The organism is uncultured Thiothrix sp., assembly GCF_937876535.1.
Lineage (GTDB): Bacteria > Pseudomonadota > Gammaproteobacteria > Thiotrichales > Thiotrichaceae > Thiolinea.
Genome location: NZ_CALFHZ010000013.1, coordinates 72,596 through 86,083, shown reverse-complemented (window position 1 = coordinate 86,083; position 13,488 = coordinate 72,596). Strand labels below are relative to the sequence as shown.

General features: G+C 44.2%; 14 protein-coding genes. 7 read left to right on the top strand and 7 right to left on the bottom strand.

The genetic code is table 11. The features are described from left to right. Positions 1 to 43: 43 nt before the first annotated feature. Positions 44 to 733 (bottom strand): SDR family NAD(P)-dependent oxidoreductase, encoded by a 690-nt coding sequence (locus Q0230_RS07015; protein WP_298609154.1) that lies wholly within the window; start codon positions 731 to 733, stop codon positions 44 to 46. A gap of 256 nt (positions 734 to 989) precedes the next feature. Here Q0230_RS07015 and Q0230_RS07010 point away from each other — a divergent pair, with 256 nt between their 5' ends. Continuing rightward, on the top strand, positions 990 to 1,388 hold the full coding sequence (locus Q0230_RS07010) for a VOC family protein (protein WP_298609153.1): 399 nt from the start codon (positions 990 to 992) through the stop codon (positions 1,386 to 1,388). 55 nt (positions 1,389 to 1,443) lie between these two features. Beyond that, on the top strand, positions 1,444 to 2,181 hold the full coding sequence (locus tag Q0230_RS07005) for a methyltransferase domain-containing protein (protein WP_298609150.1): 738 nt from the start codon (positions 1,444 to 1,446) through the stop codon (positions 2,179 to 2,181). Between the two features lie 12 nt (positions 2,182 to 2,193). Here Q0230_RS07005 and Q0230_RS07000 read toward each other — a convergent pair whose 3' ends face one another. Continuing rightward, a complete protein-coding gene (locus Q0230_RS07000; RefSeq protein WP_298609148.1) occupies positions 2,194 to 2,394 on the bottom strand; it encodes a hypothetical protein in 201 nt (66 codons plus the stop codon). Between the two features lie 305 nt (positions 2,395 to 2,699). Here Q0230_RS07000 and Q0230_RS06995 point away from each other — a divergent pair, with 305 nt between their 5' ends. Then, entirely contained in the window at positions 2,700 to 3,602 is a 903-nt protein-coding gene (locus Q0230_RS06995) for a LysR family transcriptional regulator (protein WP_298609147.1), read from the top strand. 161 nt (positions 3,603 to 3,763) lie between these two features. Here Q0230_RS06995 and Q0230_RS06990 read toward each other — a convergent pair whose 3' ends face one another. Next, complete coding sequence (locus Q0230_RS06990) at positions 3,764 to 4,147, bottom strand: lysozyme inhibitor LprI family protein (protein WP_298609146.1); 384 nt, start codon at positions 4,145 to 4,147, stop codon at positions 3,764 to 3,766. Between the two features lie 16 nt (positions 4,148 to 4,163). Then, the gene (locus Q0230_RS06985; RefSeq protein ID WP_298609145.1) at positions 4,164 to 4,724 is read right to left on the bottom strand and encodes a hypothetical protein; all 561 of its coding nucleotides are present in this window, start codon (positions 4,722 to 4,724) and stop codon (positions 4,164 to 4,166) included. A gap of 124 nt (positions 4,725 to 4,848) precedes the next feature. Here Q0230_RS06985 and Q0230_RS06980 point away from each other — a divergent pair, with 124 nt between their 5' ends. Beyond that, the gene (locus Q0230_RS06980) at positions 4,849 to 5,202 is read left to right on the top strand and encodes a DUF6176 family protein (RefSeq protein ID WP_298609144.1); all 354 of its coding nucleotides are present in this window, start codon (positions 4,849 to 4,851) and stop codon (positions 5,200 to 5,202) included. A gap of 116 nt (positions 5,203 to 5,318) precedes the next feature. Next, on the top strand, positions 5,319 to 6,227 hold the full coding sequence (locus Q0230_RS06975; RefSeq protein WP_298609143.1) for a Dyp-type peroxidase: 909 nt from the start codon (positions 5,319 to 5,321) through the stop codon (positions 6,225 to 6,227). A gap of 109 nt (positions 6,228 to 6,336) precedes the next feature. Here Q0230_RS06975 and Q0230_RS06970 read toward each other — a convergent pair whose 3' ends face one another. Continuing rightward, on the bottom strand, positions 6,337 to 7,530 hold the full coding sequence (locus Q0230_RS06970; RefSeq protein ID WP_298609142.1) for a restriction endonuclease subunit S: 1,194 nt from the start codon (positions 7,528 to 7,530) through the stop codon (positions 6,337 to 6,339). Next, positions 7,527 to 9,119 carry a class I SAM-dependent DNA methyltransferase gene (locus tag Q0230_RS06965; protein ID WP_298609141.1) on the bottom strand — a complete coding sequence of 531 codons (1,593 nt, stop codon included), beginning with the start codon at positions 9,117 to 9,119 and terminating at the stop codon, positions 7,527 to 7,529. The genes Q0230_RS06970 and Q0230_RS06965 overlap by 4 nt, the downstream gene beginning before the upstream one ends. A gap of 105 nt (positions 9,120 to 9,224) precedes the next feature. On the opposite strand from Q0230_RS06965, the gene Q0230_RS06960 reads away from it, so the two are divergent. After that, a complete protein-coding gene (locus Q0230_RS06960) occupies positions 9,225 to 9,446 on the top strand; it encodes a hypothetical protein (RefSeq protein ID WP_298609140.1) in 222 nt (73 codons plus the stop codon). After that, the gene (locus Q0230_RS06955; RefSeq protein WP_298609139.1) at positions 9,447 to 9,842 is read left to right on the top strand and encodes a type II toxin-antitoxin system VapC family toxin; all 396 of its coding nucleotides are present in this window, start codon (positions 9,447 to 9,449) and stop codon (positions 9,840 to 9,842) included. A 5-nt stretch (positions 9,843 to 9,847) separates the two neighbouring features. Here Q0230_RS06955 and Q0230_RS06950 read toward each other — a convergent pair whose 3' ends face one another. Continuing rightward, positions 9,848 to 13,237: a DEAD/DEAH box helicase family protein gene (locus tag Q0230_RS06950; protein ID WP_298609138.1), complete on the bottom strand. Its 3,390-nt coding sequence runs from the start codon at positions 13,235 to 13,237 to the stop codon at positions 9,848 to 9,850. Positions 13,238 to 13,488: the final 251 nt, after the last annotated feature.

Sequence of the window (13,488 nt, the reverse complement as noted above, 5' to 3'; positions counted from 1 at the left end):
TCATACCTAGCATGAGGGTAAATACAAATACTATAGTAATGCTCTACCAATCTAAACGCTGCCCATCCCGAAAAAATCCCCCCGTTGGCCCATCTTCTGGCAATTGTGCAGCCCAAAGAATCCCCGGAATCGCTTCCTCAATACTCCGATCCGCTTGGCTACCTCCCATAGCCGTGCGCACCCAACCGGGACAAACACTATTCACCTTAAATTTTGGATTATGCACCTCCGCGACGGTAAAGGTAGTGAGAGCATTTAAGGCAGTTTTAGACAGCCGATAGGCTGGGTAACCCGCCCCCATCTCAGTTAAGCCGCCCATGCCGGAAGATACATTAACAATCCGTGGAGCAGATGATTTTTCTAAAAGCGGCATAAAAGCTTGCGTCATACGTAAAGCACCGACCGTATTGATATTAAAAGTCGCCAACATAATTTCAGGGTCAGCAGTGGTGAGATTCGGATGATCACGTTCCAAAATTACGCCGGCGTTATTGATCAAAACGTCTAGATGGTCAATCTGTTGGCTGATCTGCTTAGCTGCTGCTTTAACCTGCTCAGTCTTGGCTACATCTACAGCTAGCCCAATGGCCTGCGGTACTTGGCTTGCAGCTTGGGCAATTTGCTCTGGATTACGCCCGAGCATAAAGACTTGATAGCCTTGAGCTGCAAGTGCTTGGGCTGCTCCAAAACCAAGGCCACGATTGGCTCCAGTAATTACGGCTGTTTTTTGCATTCATTCATCTCCTTAAATTAAAAATTTTAAGCTATCTTACTGGATAACACGGAGCAGCTATACTTAAGGCTGAAGTTCACATATTGAACGGTATAATCTTTGCAACATAATCATTGTTCGGTCGTTAAGTTGCTCGTCCTTCGTCGTGAAAATGTCATAAATTAACAATAAATTTAAGTAGTCGTAGCCTAGAAGGCTCACAACTACAAGGCAGCGCTGACAGTTCATTTAGTCTGGTGGTTTCAGGAGGTAAATCATGGCTCAATCTTTAGCACTCACCAGTTTTCTGGTGCACGATTATGATGAGGCCATCGCTTTTTTTAAGCGTCTGCAATTTGAGGTGCTTGAAGATAAGCACTTAAGCCCTGAAAAGCGTTGGGTTCGGGTCGCACCACAAGGGCAAGGTGGCAATGCTTTATTATTGGCACGGGCTGCTACTCCAGAACAACAGGCGCAGGTGGGGAAACAAGCCGGTGGACGAGTTGCTTTCTTCCTACATACCGATAATTTTTGGGAGTATTACGATTCCTTACAAGATAATGGGATTCGGTTTGTAGAAGTGCCACGCAAAGAACCTTATGGAATGGTGGTAGTTTTTCTGGATCTCTATGGTAATCGTTGGGATTTAGTCGAAGCCCCAACACCAGTTGTTTAAACTAAGTTATTGCTGATTGAGACAAGGCGCATTGATTTGCGCTAAGCTCGCCGCCATGAGCAAAATCAGCTATCAAGCCCAAGATGAGTATGGCATGGTCACTGTGTATGACGACGGTGATTGTTCTATTTTATCCTTTGCCACCAATGATGAACAAAGCCGCTGCCTGAAAGCTGCGCCCCATATTCTGCAATATGACTACACCCAAGCCATGTTATTGGTGTTGCTATTCTGCCAACCCAAACGTGTTTTATTGCTAGGTTTGGGCGGCGGCAGTTTAGCTACAGCCTTGCATCATGCGGTGAAAAATATCCACATTACCGCTGTCGAGTTACGTGCAAATGTGATTGAGGTTGCACACCGTTATTTTCAACTCCCACGTGCCAAACGCCTCGAGGTTATTCAGCAGAATGCCGATGATTTTCTATTCAATCATCAGTTGCGCAAAGTCGATGTAATTTTTGCGGATTTATATGATGCGAGCGGTACGGCGGAAGTGCAGTTGCGTGCTGATTTTATTCACCGCTGTGCCGACTTATTAAAAGAGCAGGGCTGGCTGGTGCTGAATTGCTGGCAAGAGCAACAAGACGATCCTTATTTACGCAGTGCATTACGCGAGCATTTTGCTGACCTGCGTTATGTTTTAACCGGCAGTAAAAACTGGGTGATTCTGGCGGGAAAAATCGCAAATTATGATGCAAATAATGTCTTGAGAGAAGCCGCATTGCATTGGTCGGAGAAGCTGGAGTTTTCGCTGAATAAACATTTATCGCGCTTGCGGTATTTGGAGTAATTCTTCAGCCTATTAAACACGCTGTTTTTTTTCCAGATAGTCCAAATATTTGCGCAAATATTGCAAAGTCTGCTGAGGCGTTTGCGGTTTGTGCTTAGTAGGCTGTGCTGAGTTACTGGTATCCAAACCATTGACGGGCAAGCCATTGTGTAGCGATCTCAAGCCGTCTTCGCTCAGGTCACAGTAATCGGTGAAATCTTTAAAACTCAACATTAGTTAGCTCCTATGCACCCTAGCTAGCCCATTCGTAACCCGAATAGTCTTAAGTGGTGCCTGTCTGTGGTGGTCGTTCGCCGCTAGGGTACAGAATTACAGTGTAAAAATAACTGCATAATTCGTACCAAAGCCTGCATTTCTTATTCATAACAGCTCTAGCTGGGGGATACTAGTTTAAATGTAGGTAATTTTGTTAATTATCAATGGAGCTAGATTTATTAAGTCTGTAATGGCTGGTAAGTTAATCTTGAACTGCTTTAGGCCGATTAGCCTTGCTAGCACAGAGCTGGCACAATGACTACATGATCTCCCGCAAATATCTCTATCTCATTGCCCTTGCCCGTGAAAAGCACTTCGGTCGCGCGGCGGCGGCTTCTCATATTTCACCTTCGACACTCTCGGCTGCCATCCGTGAAATTGAGTTGGAGTTGGGCGTGGCAGTGGTCAATCGTGGGCGTAGTTTTGCGGGTTTAACGCGCGAAGGGCAGTGTGTCGTCGAGCATGCGATTCGCTTGGCAGCTACTGCTGAAGGATTGCGCCAAGAATTGCGTTCTTTGCGTGAGGAGCTGACGGGGCATTTGACCTTGGGAGTGATTCCAACTGCGTTAACGGTGGTCGCTAGTTTAACGGCCGCGTTTGCACGTCAGCACCCGCAAGTGAATCTGGAAGTACGTTCACTCGGCACTGGTGAAATTCTCAAGCGCATGCAGCAATTCGATATTGATGCAGGGATTATGTATGTCGAATCGGGGGTGCAGCAGCAGTTATTGACTGTGCCGCTCTGGGATGAGCATCATGTATTTTTGTGCCCACTCGATAGTGAGTTAGCCAATCGTGAAACGATTACGTGGTATGAAGCCACCCATACACCACTCTGCCTGCTTACCTCCGATATGCAAAACCGCAAAATGATTGACGCGATTTTTAGTCAATTGGGTTATAGCGCCGAACCGAGTCTGGAAACCAATTCGATTATCAGTATGCTGGCACATGTGTCGGCGGGTGGTTGGTCTGCAATTTTGCCACAGAATGTCTTGGAGTTAATTGGTGTACCGGCGGGAGTGAAAGTCTTAGCGCTCACTGAGCCAAGTTTTAGTTCGCAGACAGGCTTGGTAGTGGCTGGGCGCGAGCCGTGGTCGCCGCTGATAAGTGCCTTGATTAAAACTGCAGAAGAGTTAGAAACATATCTTAGTTCTACTACTTAATTCACTCTAAAAAAATAGATTGATAATAGACGCTAAGTTTATTTTGAAACAGTTGAGAGGGATGGCAAAAACCGATAGAGAATAGCGATCCGTCAGTCTTTGCCTCCATTCTTATGTAAGCTATTTGGAGACAAAGACCTAAAATTTTTTAGTGCTTGAACTTATTCTGCTAAGACTTTGAGTTCTTCCGCACGTTGCGCATTGACCTGCATCAAACAAAATACCTCATGTGCAGCAATCATTTCACTTAGAGCACAATGCATATTGCGGTATTGAATCCAAGCTTTTTGACTGGCTTCGAGTTTATTAAGTAAGTCGGCTTTATGATCATAATCTTTTAATTTAGTTTCAATTGCTTTGTAATAAGTATTAATGTCCTTTTTAGCCATTTCCGAGACGGTTTCCGAACAAGCACTCATCACGCCATTATTCATCGTACCTGCTGCCTTAGTGCATTGACCATATTCAGCTTCGTATTTAGTTTCAGCTTGTGCCACAGACGCTAGGCTGGCTAATACCAAAACGGCTAAGGTTAATTTTTTCATAATCATTTCCTTGGAGTCATCTTTTTAAAACTTGGCAGGTAATAGGATTGAGGTTTAATAAATCATTCAAATCGTAGGCCACTTTAAAATCTACAGTGCCACTACCGCTTGCGCCCCAACTGGATACTTGGCTAATGAATAAAGGTTTATAGTTAGGTTTCTCAAACTCATAAAACGCCACTTGATAGGTTGCTGAGTCGTCGTCACAACTAGTTTTGAGCGCGGTAACTTTACCCTTACCAAAATCTTTAATTTCAGCAGATTCATTCGCAATCGAAATTTCAATGTCGGTGATAAAACTGCGTGCGCCATTAATAGTGATGGTAGTAGTGCCTATATTGGGATTTTTATCTTTACCTAGTTTCAGCCTACCTTGCATCGTGCTGTCATGTGCACCGGACTTATAATAAGGCCACTGCCATTTTACCCCTTTGATTTTGTCTGCATCTTCCCAGCTATTATTGGTATGACTGGCAGAGTTAGGAATAGCCATAGCGGCAATCACTGATTCAAAAAAAGGTGTGGCGTTTGCTAGTGGACTCAAAAATAGTAAACTGGCAACCATTATGGCTCGCATTACAACTCCTCACTGATGGATAGTTCGACTTAATGAGTTTGACTGGCGATAGATTCTAATGTTTCCACTGACAGTGGAAAGTTTGTAAGGTGGGCGGTAGGTTCAGAGGACAACTCTAAGGCTTATGAAAACCGAATTTGACACTTTTCGTATAAAACTTGGCAAGGAAACCCGTGCTAGAGAATGGATGCAAGTATTACGTGACCGAAAAGCTGAGTGCATTCAGACCCTTGAGCGTGAAAAAATGGTTTTAGAAACTATATTTATGACTGAAAAGCATGGGCGCTTATATTTATCTTGGTTTTCGATCCAAGGTGATAATGCTGAGTCGGTTGAGTCTTCTGAGCATGAAATAGATAAATTGCATGGTGCTTTTTGGGATGAGTGTGTTGATAAGACTTTTACATTAGATACCTTTGAGCATGTTGTTACTTTTGCCCCTGAGAGAATGCAAAAAGCACTGGATAGTTATAAGTAGCACGGTATTTTTGAAAAAGCGCCTGTATTTTCTGCATAAACCTCATCTGGTCTCAGCCTCATTTCCTCTATAATCCAAAGATTCGGTTGCTTATCAGGAAGGAGTCTGCCTTGGTCATGTCTGCACAATCTGCCATTAATGGGCAAGCTAATCCGGCTGCTTTATTTTTATTTATTCGGGTGAGTAAGGCAGGGGAAGCGCATCTGCAAGCACAAATTGCGGCGTTTTATGCCAAGCGTCATGTATTAACCCGTACTGCGCCTGAAGCTCAGATCACGACCGCCATCGCATTTGCTAAAGAGTTGTGGAACAAGCTGCATCCGAGTGGCCCCGCGAATTTTCTCCCGATGCCAGTGATTGAGGGCAACTATCCGCTACCTTTATCGCCTGCCAATGTGTTTGTGCACATTACCAGCCAACGCATTGATGGGTGTTATGAGTTGGCGGATGCTTTGATGAATGGCTGGGAAGGCGCGAAGGTGTTGGATGAGCGTCAAGGTTTTGTGTTTCGTGATCGGCGCGATTTGATTGGCTTTATTGATGGTATTGAAAATCCGGTAGCACTGGATGAGCGCATGGCCGCGACTTTATTGGATGAGTCAGCCGGTGATTGTGCGGGTGGTAGTTTCTTATTGGCGCAACGTTTTGTACACCATTTGAACAAATGGCAAGCCTTGAGTGTGGATGCGCAGGAAAAAGTAGTTGGGCGCAGCAAATGGGATGGCGCGGAACTAGATGACGCTATTAAACCAGCGACGGCTCACAATGTACGCTCGAATGTAGACATCGACATCGTGCGCCATAATTTGCCGTATGCAAGTGTGGGTGGGGAAAAGGGAACGATTTTTTTAGGCTATACCAATAACTTAGCGGTACTGGATTTGATGTTGCAGCGTATGTATGGCTTGGCTGAGGATGGTTTGGTGGATAGCTTGCTGGATTTTACCACGGCAGTGGGCGGGAATTATTTCTTTGCTCCACCGCAGGATTTAATGGAAAGTTTGTTTGATTTGGATGATGTGTGAGATGGTTGCCACCCTCACCCCAACCCCTCTCCCTGAGGGCGAGGGGCTTAAGATAAGGCGTATTTTTTGCTCCCCTCTACCTTTGGGAGAGGGGCGGGGGGTGAGGGTTTTAGAGTTGACCGGAGAAGGCTTTTTGGGAGAGGGAATTGAATAGAGATGAGTCGCTGCTTTTATATTTATTCAAGATAGCTTTATGTTTCTGGGTAATGCTTAAATAGCTTTCTTGCTTTTCCACAGAAGGAATAAAAGGCTTGAACTCACTCAAGACTGTTTTATTGATAGTTGCAATTCCAGTTGTCTGCTTTCCAACTTTCAAGAAGTATTGCTTGCCTCGTTGTGAGCTAATCAAGGCACTTAAAAACTCTGGTTTAATCAGATTTTTTTCATGCAGGCGTACTGAGAAAATATGATTTTGATGAATGCAATTAGGTATTTCACAGTTCCAAATATAGCCACGACCTAATTTATCAGGATCTCCACCCTCTGTTAAAAGAAGATCACCCTTTGCTAATTGGTATTTTTCAGCATCAACTTGTGAAACAGTAATTTCTTGAATATCGGATAAGTCCAAGTAACCATCTTGCACATTAGCTACGCGCATGTAAGGCATGGTAACCGCGGTATCCAAGTCCACTTTTTTACCTTTTGTTACACCAGAGCGAATATCAGCTATATCCTTTAGTAAAACCTCCTCCCACCCCTTCGGATTCGTCACCGGATCACCAAACATATCCAAAAACACCGAACGCAGAAAGTCATCGGCTAATTGAATCGCTTGCTGGCGTTTACGGCGGATCGCATCGGCTTTATCGAGAATAGCGGCAATGCGTTTTTGTTCGGCAAGGGGTGGGAGGGGGATGGTAATTTCTTCAAGAACGGACTTTCTAAGCGCAGGAACAGTTGTAGCTCCAGCATAAGGATATAAATTCAAGCTACACATGAAATGATATAAATAATCAACATCGATTTTGGCTGTATTAGGTATTAAGCCCATCGAGTTATTATCTATGAGCATCTCAGTTGAGGTAATAGCTCTAAAATTCTGACTAATAGCCTCGCCTATCTTTGCGAAAACTATTGTGCCAATTGGAACTGGCTTTGCTTTAAGTTTTGGAAGATCATCGTTATCAACGTAGTTCCCAGCAGATTTAATGTATTTTTTCCCTGAACGACCTACAGAAGAAATATCACCGACTTTAGCAAATGGGTATTGTCCAGTTGCCTTGCCTTGAAATTCGTGAGGAAATCCAAAGCCAGCTTTAAACTCACCTATATCACCAAGTTTAACCAACGGATAACTCACAACATCCCCTCCAATTCCCCCAAATCCGCCAAAATCTCCAATTCCAGCGCCTTCAATTTCTCCAAAATCACCTTAGGCGCTTCATATTCCTCCTGCGCATACACCACTTCTTTATAGCGATTAATCGACAGATCAAATTTATTTGCTGCAATATCCGCCGCCTTCACCACAAACGCCACTTGTGTCTTATCGCCAAAGGCTTGCTCAATCGTTGTAGCATCCGCATTGCTCAATACTAAAGCACGATAACGCTGCCACTGCGCCAATACGTTCGGCAAATCATTCGCCTCAATTTTGCTGCGCTTATCATCCAGCGAATAACCATCTGCCTGCACATCATAAAACCACACGCGCTCGGTTTGCCCGCCTTTGGTAAAAATCAGGATCGCCGTCGATACACCCGCATAAGGCTTAAACACCCCGCTCGGTAGGCTAACAATTCCTTCTAATTGGTTGTTTTCCAATAAAGTTTGGCGTAATTGCTGATGCGCATTACTTGAACCAAACAAAACCCCATCGGGCACAATGACCGCTGCGCGCCCTCCCAATTTCAAGGCACGCAGAATATGTGCCACAAACAGCAATTCGGTCTTCTTGGTTTTCACCAAACTCAATACATCAGGATTGGTATTGCTCTCGTCAAGGCTGCCTTTAAACGGTGGATTCGCCAGTACCACATCGAAAAAGTTTTCTTCCTGTGCGGCGAAATGGTCTTTAATCGACTTATTTAAACTATCTTGATAATGAATTTGCGCGCCACTCACGCCATGCAGCAGCATATTCATACTGGACACGCGCAGCATGGTAGTGTCGAAATCAAAGCCCCAAAACATGCGCCGATTAATATGCTCGCGCTCATGTTCATTCAGCAAATCGCCGCTATAACTCAAATTGCCATCTTCATCAGGAATAATCCCGTCAGGACTGGAATGCTTGCGGTTCAAATATTCACGGGTGCGCGCCAAAAAACCCGCTGTGCCACAAGCAGGGTCGCAAACCGTTTCAGTCGGCTGCGGGTCAAGCAATTCCACCATGCAATCAATAATATGGCGCGGAGTACGAAATTGCCCATTAATGCCAGCCGTGGTGAGTTTGCTTAGCAAATATTCATAAATATCGCCTTTAGTATCGCTGCTTTGCAGGTCGAGCTTATCCACCATATCAACCGCTGCCACCAAGACGGATTCATTCTTAATTGCTAAGTCCGCATCCTGCATATACTCGCCCATATTAATCAAGCCTTTGAGCGCTTTACCCTCCGCACTCAAGTCCTCATTGGGCTGCTCGCCGAGCTTGGCAAAGAAAGGATAAACCTCATCCTTCAAATGCTTATGCAGTTTTCTGCCATCAAGATTCTTAAAATTTTTCCAGCGTAATAACTGGCCGGCTTCACCAAGAGGAAAAATCCGTTCAAAGGGTTTTTGAGTCCGTGCGGCTTTCCGCTCTGCCAATTCTTCCTGCACATCCAACAGGCGCGCAAACATCAAATAACTAATCTGCTCAATCACCGTCAACGGGTTAGTAATTCCACCCGTCCAGAATTTTTCCCAGAGTTTATCGATGTCATTACGTGCTTGTCCGGTGAGCATGAGCTGAGTCCTTGTGCGAAGAAGGGCGGTAGTGTGGCGAGCTTGAGCAGCTTTTGCAAGTTGTGCCATACTATCCACATAGTACACATATATTTGGAGAAATAAATGCCACAATTACATTGTTATGTGCCTGAGGAAATAGCCGCGCAGCTTCAACAAAAAGCTGAGCGCCTGCATTTATCCATGTCCAAATACCTAGCACTGTTGATTCGAAAAGACATTGGCAATCAATGGCCAGATGACTATTTTGAATTATTTGGTTCGTGGGAGGGGGGATTTGAGCGCCCCGAACAGGCTACCTATGAGCAACGCGAGGTTTTGTTCTAAATGTACTTGCTCGATACCAACACTTGTATTCATTTCTTAAATGGCAACTCAATCAAAGTCAAACAGCAACTACAAAATCATGCGCCAAGCGAGATTACTTTATGCAGTGTCGTAAAAGCGGAATTACTTTATGGTGCGCGCTATAGCCAAAAAGTCGAAGTGAATTTACAACGACTCAAGCAGTTTTTCGCACCCTTAGCCAGTTTGCCTTTCGATGATCGTTGTGCCGAAGAATATGCCCAAATCCGTGCCGACTTAACTCGCCAAGGTAAACTGATCGGCCCGAATGATTTAATGATTGCCGCCATTACTCGTGCACATGACGCGATTCTGGTGACGAATAATACGGCTGAATTTCAACGAGTAGCGAATTTGCGTTTGGTGGATTGGTTGTAGTCTTATTATCTAAGGGGAGAGACCTTCTCCTGTTCCCTGCGCAAAAACGGTTTCAACACCCGAAACAAGTCATCTGCATAATCCTTGTTAAACACCCCATCAATCCCCTCATGCGACACGCTCGTGAACGGTGCTTCATATAATTGATCGACCAAAATACTGCCATGCTGTGCAATATAGTTTTTCAGTAGATTCATAAACTGCACTTGCTTGGCGGTGAGCTGGGGATGAGTGTGCAAAAATTCCATAAAATGCGCTTCAACCGCTTGCACATCCAAGCCAATTAATTCGCGCAAAGTCTCGTCTAATTGCTCAGCGGTGCGCCCATAGAAACTATTTAAAACCTCCAAACTCACGCTCGGATGCGTGGTTAAAATCGTTGAAGTGAGGGTTTTTAATTCATTTTCTGCAATCGCTTGATGCTGGCGGATTTTTTGTAATACGGGATTATGGGCAATCATGCTATCCAAAATCGTTTTCAAGCGCCGACGATACAGTAGAGCCTCATCAGCACCGGCGATTTTGACCACACGCTCTTGATCACGAATATGATTATCCGTGGTAGAGGTTATGGGGATAGCATAACTCATTCCATTTTCTGCTTGGCGGTATTTCATAATCCCACGCAATTCCAAGCGCACCCGCTCCAAAGCTGGCATGCTCAAATTTTGCCAAAATGCCGCACTGCGTACTTCTGCAATGAGCACATCTTTTTGCCGTACCGCCTGAATATTGATGGCTAATTTATCAAGTTGTGCTAATAACTCTGCGCGCTTATCAGCTAAACAACTGGCTTTTTCCACCCAGCAAATTTGCAAGCTCGCCATGAGCTTATCGAATTGCGTGGCATGTTTATCTTGCAAGATGCGCGCTGCCATGAGCGGGGCGATTTTGCTGCTTAAAATATGTTGGGTAGCAGGCGAAAATGCCTTGAGGAGCGGCTCAGATTGCTGCAATTCATGCACGCTGCGCAACTCACGTTTGACCGCAATACTCTCATGCGGTAAATCGTTTAAATCCTCACGAATCGATTGTATAGCTGTATCAAACGCGGGAGCATGATTAGCTTTCAGCGCGGCTTTGGCTAATTCAAGGCGGGTTTCAAATAGGGTCTGCAATAAGGATTTGCTGCCTACATCTTCTGGCTCTTGATACACTTCATCGAAGTAATCGAAATTGCCATAATGATCAAAGATATAAAATTCGGTTTTATGTTTGCCTTGCCCAAATAGATTGGGTTTTAAACGCGTGCCTCGCCCAATCATCTGCCAAAACTTCACCCACGACATGGCTTTTTTAGCAAATACCAAATTCACTACTTCCGGCACATCAATACCTGTATCGAGCATATCCACCGAAATAGCAATGCGAAATTCATTATCGCGTTTTTTGAATTCTTTAATCAGAATGTCGACTTTGGGAATGGCATTATGAATGACTTTGCAAACCTTGCTGCCATATTGCGGATAGAGTTTGCAGAATAGTTTTTCCAAATGTTCAGCATGCTCTTGGCGCTGGGCAAAAATAATGGTTTTACCGACCAGTGAGCCGGTTTCATCCTTAAGGCCATGATTCATTAAATTTTCCAGAATCACTCGATCTGTGGCTTCACTGAAAATTTTGCGCCCAAGGTCTTTTCCGGCAAGCCTCGTGTTTTTTGCTTGCTCCTCGCCTAAATCCTCCTCTAATTGATGTTGTTGCTCAGGATTTAGATCTTTGTAGTGAATGCCATCGCGTAGAAATTCGGTGGTTAAATCCTTCACTCGAAACGAGGCTAAATAGGGCGGCTCATTATTAATGGCGGCCTCTAAACCAAACTCATAAGTTGGATCGGTTTTATCGCAATCAAACATAGCAAAGGTATTGCGACTAATAAATTTGACTGGAGTGGCGGTTAAACCTAATTGCAGTGCATCGAAATAATCAAATAAATCACGGTATTTATTATAAATACTCCGATGTGATTCATCCGCAATAATCAAGTCGAAAAATCCCACATCCAATTGAGCAAAGCGTGACATCATCCCCGGATAAGTTGCAATATAAATCCGTGCACTTTGGTCAATGTCATTGGTTTCACCAATCACGCAGCGCGGTTCAGAGGGCAAATTATGTTTAAAAGCTTCATCGGCTTGACTACGCAATTCGCGTCGATCACATAGAAATAACACGCGCTTAGCCCAAGCAGTACGTAGGAGTAATTCAGCTAAAGCAATCGCAACCCGCGTTTTGCCTGTGCCTGTGGCTTGAATGATTAAGGCTTTGCGGCGCTGCTGCTGAAAACGTTCCGCAACCGTTTTAATGGCTTCAATTTGATAGGGGCGATCTGCGATTTTTAAATCAGGATTATGCTGCTCTAAAGTTTTGCTGCGATAAGTACGCTGATAAATCAAATAGTCGAGGCTGTCTTTGCTATAAAAACCGTAAACGGGGCGATAGCTATTATATTGCTGATCATCCCAGATAAAGGTTTCGTAACCATTGGTATAGAAAATCACTGGGCGCTGATAACCCATCTGCTGTAAAGCATCGGCATAGAGTCGTGCTTGCTCACGTCCTGCTTGTAAGCTGGTATTGCCAGATTTTTTTGCCTCAATCACGGCTAAAGGCTGGCCGTTTTCCCCCCACAGCACATAATCAGCGCGGCCTTTGCCTGAGATGTTTTCAGGATAAGCGACTGAAAATTCAAGGCTTACTTGTTGCGTGTTGTGAATATCCCAGCCTGCTTGCGCGAGCAGGGCATCAATTAATAAAGCGCGAGTTTTGGCTTCATCCCATTGCAGAGAATCAGCCACTGTTTGGCTTTGTGTTTTACGCTGTAAAGATTCTTGAGAATTTAATGCCGGTAAACGCTCTGCCTGTTTACTGCGTTCACGCTCTAATAATTCAATAGTTTGTTGTAACTGTTCCTGCTGTTCTTTTAGTTGTTTTTCAGTGGCGGATAAGGATTTTTTTAGCTTTTGAGTTTCTGACTGCGGGTCTTGTAGGTCAACGAAGGTGGGTAAAGTAGTTTTGCTTTTACCGTAGTAATTGACCGCCATATAGCAGGCGAGCTGATAGGCTATCCCTAAAGCTGTTTGTGCTTTGCGTTTATCCCCTAAACCACCATGCGCAGTTTCATTGCCTGCAATACGCAAAAAGTCGATCTGATAAATCAAGGCTTTGCTAGCGGAACTCTGAAAGGCCGGATTATGAATTAAGTCAGAGAAACTTGATTGAGGCAGACGTGGTAATTTATCTAAATGATAAATCGTTTTTGTGACTTCCTCAGCAAAACCGCGCAAGCGTGTTAAGGCACTACCTGGATCAATAAATAATACGGCCTCCGCTAAAGCTGCAATTTCGGCTAAGTTAGGATTATGCTGGCGCAAAAACTCAAAATTAATAGATTCCATGAATCAAGAATAAGTGAACTTTTATTAAAGCAAAAGCCTGCTTAGAGATGGAATGACTATTTTTTGATATTTGTGCTCAAAAGCTGGCTGAGCTTGCAATGTGCGTTGCTGTTTTAATGAGTTCAGCAAACTTATGTGTTTTCACCTACCGCACTGTGTGAAAACACACGGTTTTTTGATGGCTCGTTTTTTAAGTGATTGAAGTAATTAGTAAAAATACTTGGCATTGGTCTTGCTAATACTCTGCTATT

Bases quoted from the DNA above. Each gene is read 5' to 3' on its own strand.
- Q0230_RS06950 (WP_298609138.1), bottom strand. From the start codon at position 13,237: ATGGAATCTATTAATTTTGAGTTTTTGCGCCAGCATAATCCTAACTTA.
- Q0230_RS07005 (WP_298609150.1), top strand. From the start codon at position 1,444: ATGAGCAAAATCAGCTATCAAGCCCAAGATGAGTATGGCATGGTCACT.
- Q0230_RS06965 (WP_298609141.1), bottom strand. From the start codon at position 9,119: ATGCTCACCGGACAAGCACGTAATGACATCGATAAACTCTGGGAAAAA.
- Q0230_RS06960 (WP_298609140.1), top strand. From the start codon at position 9,225: ATGCCACAATTACATTGTTATGTGCCTGAGGAAATAGCCGCGCAGCTT.
- Q0230_RS07000 (WP_298609148.1), bottom strand. From the start codon at position 2,394: ATGTTGAGTTTTAAAGATTTCACCGATTACTGTGACCTGAGCGAAGAC.
- Q0230_RS06980 (WP_298609144.1), top strand. From the start codon at position 4,849: ATGAAAACCGAATTTGACACTTTTCGTATAAAACTTGGCAAGGAAACC.
- Q0230_RS06985 (WP_298609145.1), bottom strand. From the start codon at position 4,724: ATGCGAGCCATAATGGTTGCCAGTTTACTATTTTTGAGTCCACTAGCA.
- Q0230_RS06995 (WP_298609147.1), top strand. From the start codon at position 2,700: ATGATCTCCCGCAAATATCTCTATCTCATTGCCCTTGCCCGTGAAAAG.
- Q0230_RS06955 (WP_298609139.1), top strand. From the start codon at position 9,447: ATGTACTTGCTCGATACCAACACTTGTATTCATTTCTTAAATGGCAAC.
- Q0230_RS06975 (WP_298609143.1), top strand. From the start codon at position 5,319: ATGTCTGCACAATCTGCCATTAATGGGCAAGCTAATCCGGCTGCTTTA.
- Q0230_RS07015 (WP_298609154.1), bottom strand. From the start codon at position 733: ATGCAAAAAACAGCCGTAATTACTGGAGCCAATCGTGGCCTTGGTTTT.
- Q0230_RS07010 (WP_298609153.1), top strand. From the start codon at position 990: ATGGCTCAATCTTTAGCACTCACCAGTTTTCTGGTGCACGATTATGAT.
- Q0230_RS06990 (WP_298609146.1), bottom strand. From the start codon at position 4,147: ATGAAAAAATTAACCTTAGCCGTTTTGGTATTAGCCAGCCTAGCGTCT.